Genomic DNA, 5470 nt, shown 5'->3' on the forward strand with positions numbered 1-5470 from the left:
CACCGGCACCACCCGCGCCCGCACCCCGAGACCGACCAGCTCGTCCCGCAACGCGAACAACGGCTCCACGTCACCGGACACCACCGTCGACCCCGGCCCGTTCACCGCCGCCACCGACAACCGCCCACCGAACCCCGCAAGCCGTTCCGCCACCTCGTCCACGGGCAGCGGAACCGACAACATCCCCCCACGCCCCGACAACACACCCAACGCCCGGCTGCGCAACGCGACCACCCGCGCCCCGTCCTCCAACGACAGACCACCCGCCACCACCGCAGCCGCGATCTCCCCCTGCGAATGCCCCACCACCGCATCCGGCACCACACCAAAAGACGCCCACAGCTCAGCCAGGGACACCATCACCGCCCACAACACCGGCTGCACCACATCCACCCGCTCCAACGCCACCGGATCATCCAACACATCCAGCAGATCCCACCCCACGAACGGCGCCAACGCCGCCCCGCACTCCCGCATCCGCCCCGCAAACACCCCCGACGACGCCACCAAACCCGACGCCATCCCCACCCACTGCGAACCCTGACCCGGAAACACAAACACGACGCGCTGGTCGTTGGGGCGGACGGTCCCGGTCAGTACGCGGCCTGTGGCTGCCTCTCGGCCGGAGGCGAGGGCGCGGAGTCCGGAGAGCAGTTCGTCGCGTCCGTCGCCGAGGATCACCGCGCGGTCCTCGAAAACGGCCCGGTTACCGGCGAGCGCGGCGCCGATGGCCGGCATCGCCGCAGAGTTCCGTGCGGCCACCAACTCCTCCAGGCGCCGGACTTGTTCGGCAAGTGCTGCCCTGCCGCGCGCGGTGACGACGAACGGCACAGGCGAGGGCGCAGCCTGCGGCGCGTCGTTCTCGGCGTCCCCGGGCCCGGCGGTCGGTTCGCCGACTGGTCCGTCGGCCGGCCCGTCGGCTTCCTCGACGATGACGTGGGCGTTGGTGCCGCTCACACCGAACGACGACACGGCAGCGCGGCGAGGCGCACCGTCGCGCGTCCATTCGCGTGCCTCGGTAAGCAGTTCGACTGCGCCGGACGACCAGTCCACGTGCGGGCTCGGCGCGTCCACATGCAGCGTCCGCGGCAACACACCATGCCGCATCGCCATCACCATCTTGATCACACCGGCCACACCCGCAGCCGCCTGCGTATGACCGATATTCGACTTCACCGACCCCAGGAACAACGGCCGCCCCGACTCGCGACCCCGCCCGTACGTCGCCAACAACGCATCCGCCTCAATCGGATCACCCAACCGCGTCCCCGTGCCGTGCGCCTCCACCGCATCCACATCCGACGCCGACAACCCCGCACCCGCCAACGCCCCACGAATCACCCGCTGCTGCGACGGACCATTCGGCGCCGTCAAACCATTCGACGCACCATCCTGATTCACCGCCGAACCACGAACCACAGCCAATACCGAGTGCCCCAGACGCCGCGCATCCGACAAACGCTCCACCACCAACAACCCCACACCCTCACCCCACCCCGTGCCGTCCGCCGCAGCCGCGAACGGCTTGCACCGCCCATCAGCCGCAAGCCCCCGCTGCCGCGAAAACTCCACGAATGTCCCGGGGGTCGCCATGACGGCCACGCCGCCGGCGAGGGCGAGGGAGCACTCACCGGACCGCAGCGACTGCATCGCCAGGTGCAACGCCACCAACGACGACGAACACGCCGTGTCGACGGTGACTGCGGGTCCTTCGAAGCCGAACGTGTACGAAAGACGCCCGGAGACGACGCTGCCGGTGTTGCCGGTGAGCAGGGTGCCTTCCAGGTCCGGCGGCATGAGCTGCACCGGGGGCGCGTAGTCGTGGTACATCGCCCCCGCGAAAACGCCGGTGGGCGTGCCGCGAAGGGTCCGCGGGTCGACGCCGGCCCGTTCGAGAGCTTCCCACGCGGTCTCCAGCAACAGCCGCTGCTGCGGATCCATCGCCAGGGCCTCGCGCGGCGAGATGCCGAAGAAGCCGGCATCGAACTGGTCGGCGTCGTAGAGGAACGCGCCGTATCGGGTGTAACTCTTGCCGGGCTGCTCGGGGTTCGGGTCGTAGAGATCCGGCGCCCAGCCGCGACCGGTGGGGAACTCGCCGACAGCGTCGCGACCTTCGGCGACCAACTGCCACAGATCTTCCGGGGATGCGACTCCGCCCGGGTAGCGGCAGGCCATGCCGACGATGGCGATGGGGTCGTCGTCGCGCGCCGCGACGCGGGCGCGGCGCGGGGCGGGTTGCTGTTCGGGGCCGCCGATGAGTTCGCGGACAAGGTGGTCCGCCACGACGCGCGGCGAGGGGTGGTCGAAGACAAGTGTGGTCGGCAGCTTCAGCCCGGTGGCGGTGCTCAGCCGGTTGCGCAGCTCCACGGCGGTGAGCGAGTCGAATCCCAGTTCCTTGAAAGCGAGTTCGGTGTCCATGGCGGACGGGTCGGGATAGCCGAGCACCTCCGCGACCTGGCTGCGCACGATGTCCAGCACGATGCGGGTGCGGTCCGCGTCGGCCGCATTGCGCACGCGCGTCGCGAGGGAGGCGTCCGCCGTGGCGGTGCCGCGCCTGATCGCCGGCCGCCGGCGCGTGGTGCGCAGGACGTTCCGCATGACGGGCGGCGGCTCCGGCGTCGGGGCGGAGCTCAGGCGCAGTGGTGCCAGTGCGGCGTGGTCGATGCCGGCGAGCGCGGCGCGCAGGGCCGTGTCGAACAGTTCCATGCCTTCGTCGCGGCCCAACGGCGCCACACCGGCCCGGGCCATGCGGGCGATGTCGGTCGCGCTCATGGCCCCGGCGAGGGCGCCGTCGGCGGCCCAGAGCCCCCAGGCCAGGGAGATCGCGGGCAGGCCCAGGGCGCGGCGGTGGACCGCGAGCGCGTCGAGGAAGGTGTTGGCAGCGGCGTAGTTGGCCTGCCCGGCTCCGCCGATGAGCCCCGAGACGGACGAGTAGAGCACGAACGCGGACAAGTCCGCGTCGCGGGTGAGTTCGTGCAGGTGCCAGGCGGCGTCGAGCTTGGGGTGGAACACCGCGTCGAACCGTGCCGGTGTCAGCGCCGTGGCGAGGCCGTCGTCCAGAACCCCCGCCGTGTGGATCACCGCCCGCAGCGGGTATTCGGACGGCACGCCGCGCAGGACGTCCGCCAGCGCCGCGCGGTCGCCCACATCGCAGGCGGCGAACGCTACCGTCGCCCCCATGGACGCGAGTTCGGACGCCAGCTCGGCAGCCCCCGGTGCGTCGGCACCGCGCCGGCTCACCAAGAGCAGGCGGCGTGCTCCGAACCGCTCGGCCAAGTGGCGGGCCGCCAAAGCCCCGAGGGCGCCGGTTCCGCCGGTGACGAGGACCGTGCCGTCGCCGAAGTCGCGGCCATCCGCCGCCTCGTGGCCACCAGGCGCGGCGTCACCCGGCTGTGCGGGCCCGTGCAGCGCGGATGTCCGGGCCAGGCGCGGAACGAAGACGAGCCCTTCGCGCACCGCGAGTTGCGGTTCGCCGGTCACCAGTGCGGCCGGCAGCGCGTCGAGGGACCGAGGGTCGTCGTCCAGGTCGACGAGGATGAAGCGGTCGGGGTTCTCCGACTGGGCGCTGCGTACCAGCCCCCACACGGTCGCCGCCGTGACGTCCGCATGCTCGTCTTGGGTCACCGCCATGGCATTGCGGGTGACGACGGCCAGCCGGGTTTCCGGAACTCGGTCACCGGCAAGCCAGGACCGCACCAACTCCAGGGCCAGGTAGGCGTGTCGGCGGGCCGACTCACCGGTGTCCGCTCCGGGTGCGCCCGGCGGGATGAACGCGGCGAAGCGGGCGGTCGCGTGCTCGTCGGACGGCTGCGCCGGCGCAACGTCGAACCGCCCGTCGCGCAGCGGGAGTTCCGTGTAGCGGCCCGCCTCGGGCGGCTCGCCGGTGGCTTCGGCCCCTTCCCAGGCCACGTGGAAGACGTCGGCGGCGGGCCGGCCCGAACCCTTGGAGACCCGCAGCGCCTCGGAGGAGACGGGCCGCATCACGAGGGACCCCACCCGGCCGAGGCGGCTGCCCGAGCCGTCGGCGATGTCCAGCGAGAACGCGTCCGGCCCGGTCGGCGTGTAGCGCACGCGCAGCGCTGTGGCCTCGCTTGCCTCGGCGATGCCGACTCCCGCCCACGCGAACGGCAGCACGACCGGGCCGTGATCCGCACCGATGCCCGGGAGCAGCGCGTGCAACGCCGCGTCCAGGAGTGCGGGGTGGACGGCGAATCCCGCGCCGGCGATGCCGCTGTCGGAGCCCGCCGCGGGGTCGGGGAGGGCGACTTCCGCGAACAGCTCGGCATCGCGCCGCCAGACGTTGTGGAGGCCCTGGAAGAGGGGGCCGTACTCGTAGCCGAGTGCGGCCAGGCGTGCGTACGCATCGGTGGCCTCGATGCGTTCCGCGCCTGCGGGGGGCCACGTCGCGAGATCGTCGGAGCCGGGGGGCGGCATCTGCTCCGCGACCGGGGTGAGTATCCCTTCGGCGTGCTGCGTCCACGTCCCCGCGGCCGCGTCCGCACTCGTGTGGCCGTCGTCCGGGTCGGGGCACGAGTAGACGGTGATCGCGCGGCGCCCGGCCGTGTCCGCAGGGCCGACCGCGACCTGGATGCGCGTCGCGCCGTCGGCCGGCACGATGAGGGGTGCGGACAGCGTGAGTTCGTCGATACCCGCCGCACCGACCGATTCGCCTGCGGCCATCGCCAGATCGACGAACGCGGTGCCGGGCAGCAGCGCGGTGCCGTGGACGGCGTGGTCCGCCAGCCAGGGGTGGGTGTCCAGGGAGATCCGGCCGGTCAGCACGGTCCCGCCGTCCGGCAGGTCGACCGCCGCACCGAGCAACGGATGCCCGGGAGTCCGAAGTCCGGTCGAGGCGATATCGGCGGCTTCGGCAGCCGAGGCGAGCCAGTAGGTCTCGCGTTGAAAAGGGTAGGTGGGCAGGTCAATGTGACGGGAGCCCGCAGGGTAAACGCTCGCCCAGTCGACGTCGACGCCGTGGACGAACACCCGCGCCGCAGCGGCCAGCACCTCGTCCAGGCCGCCGTGGTCACGACGCAGCGTCCCCGTCGCCAGCACGTCCCGGGCACCGGCGGCCTCGGCGGTCTCCTCCACCCCGACGGTCAAGACCGGATGCGGACTGACCTCGACGAACACCCCGTGCCCGGAGCCGAGCAGACCGCGCACCGCCTCCTCGAACCGCACCGTCCCACGCAGATTCCGNACCCCGACGGTCAAGACCGGATGCGGACTGACCTCGACGAACACCCCGTGCCCGGAGCCGAGCAGACCGCGCACCGCCTCCTCGAACCGCACCGTCCCACGCAGATTCCGATACCAATACCCGGCATCCAACTCCGCGGTATCCAAGAGTGTGCCGGTCGCCGTCGAGAAGAACGGCACCCGCCCCGAACACGGCCGGACCTCCCCCAACGCCTGGGCAAGGCCGGACTCCAGCTCCTCCACATGCGGACAGTGGGACGCATAATCCACC

At 72.0% G+C, this 5470-nt stretch carries 1 protein-coding gene; it reads right to left on the bottom strand.

The window, feature by feature from the left end:
- Nucleotides 1–5469 (bottom strand): type I polyketide synthase (locus tag ACRX5W_RS33100; RefSeq protein WP_436792101.1); only part of this gene is annotated, 5469 nt, incomplete at its 3' end.
- Nucleotide 5470: the final 1 nt, after the last annotated feature.

Source organism: Yinghuangia sp. YIM S10712, assembly GCF_051388935.1.
In the GTDB taxonomy this organism is placed as follows: Bacteria; Actinomycetota; Actinomycetes; order Streptomycetales; family Streptomycetaceae; genus Yinghuangia.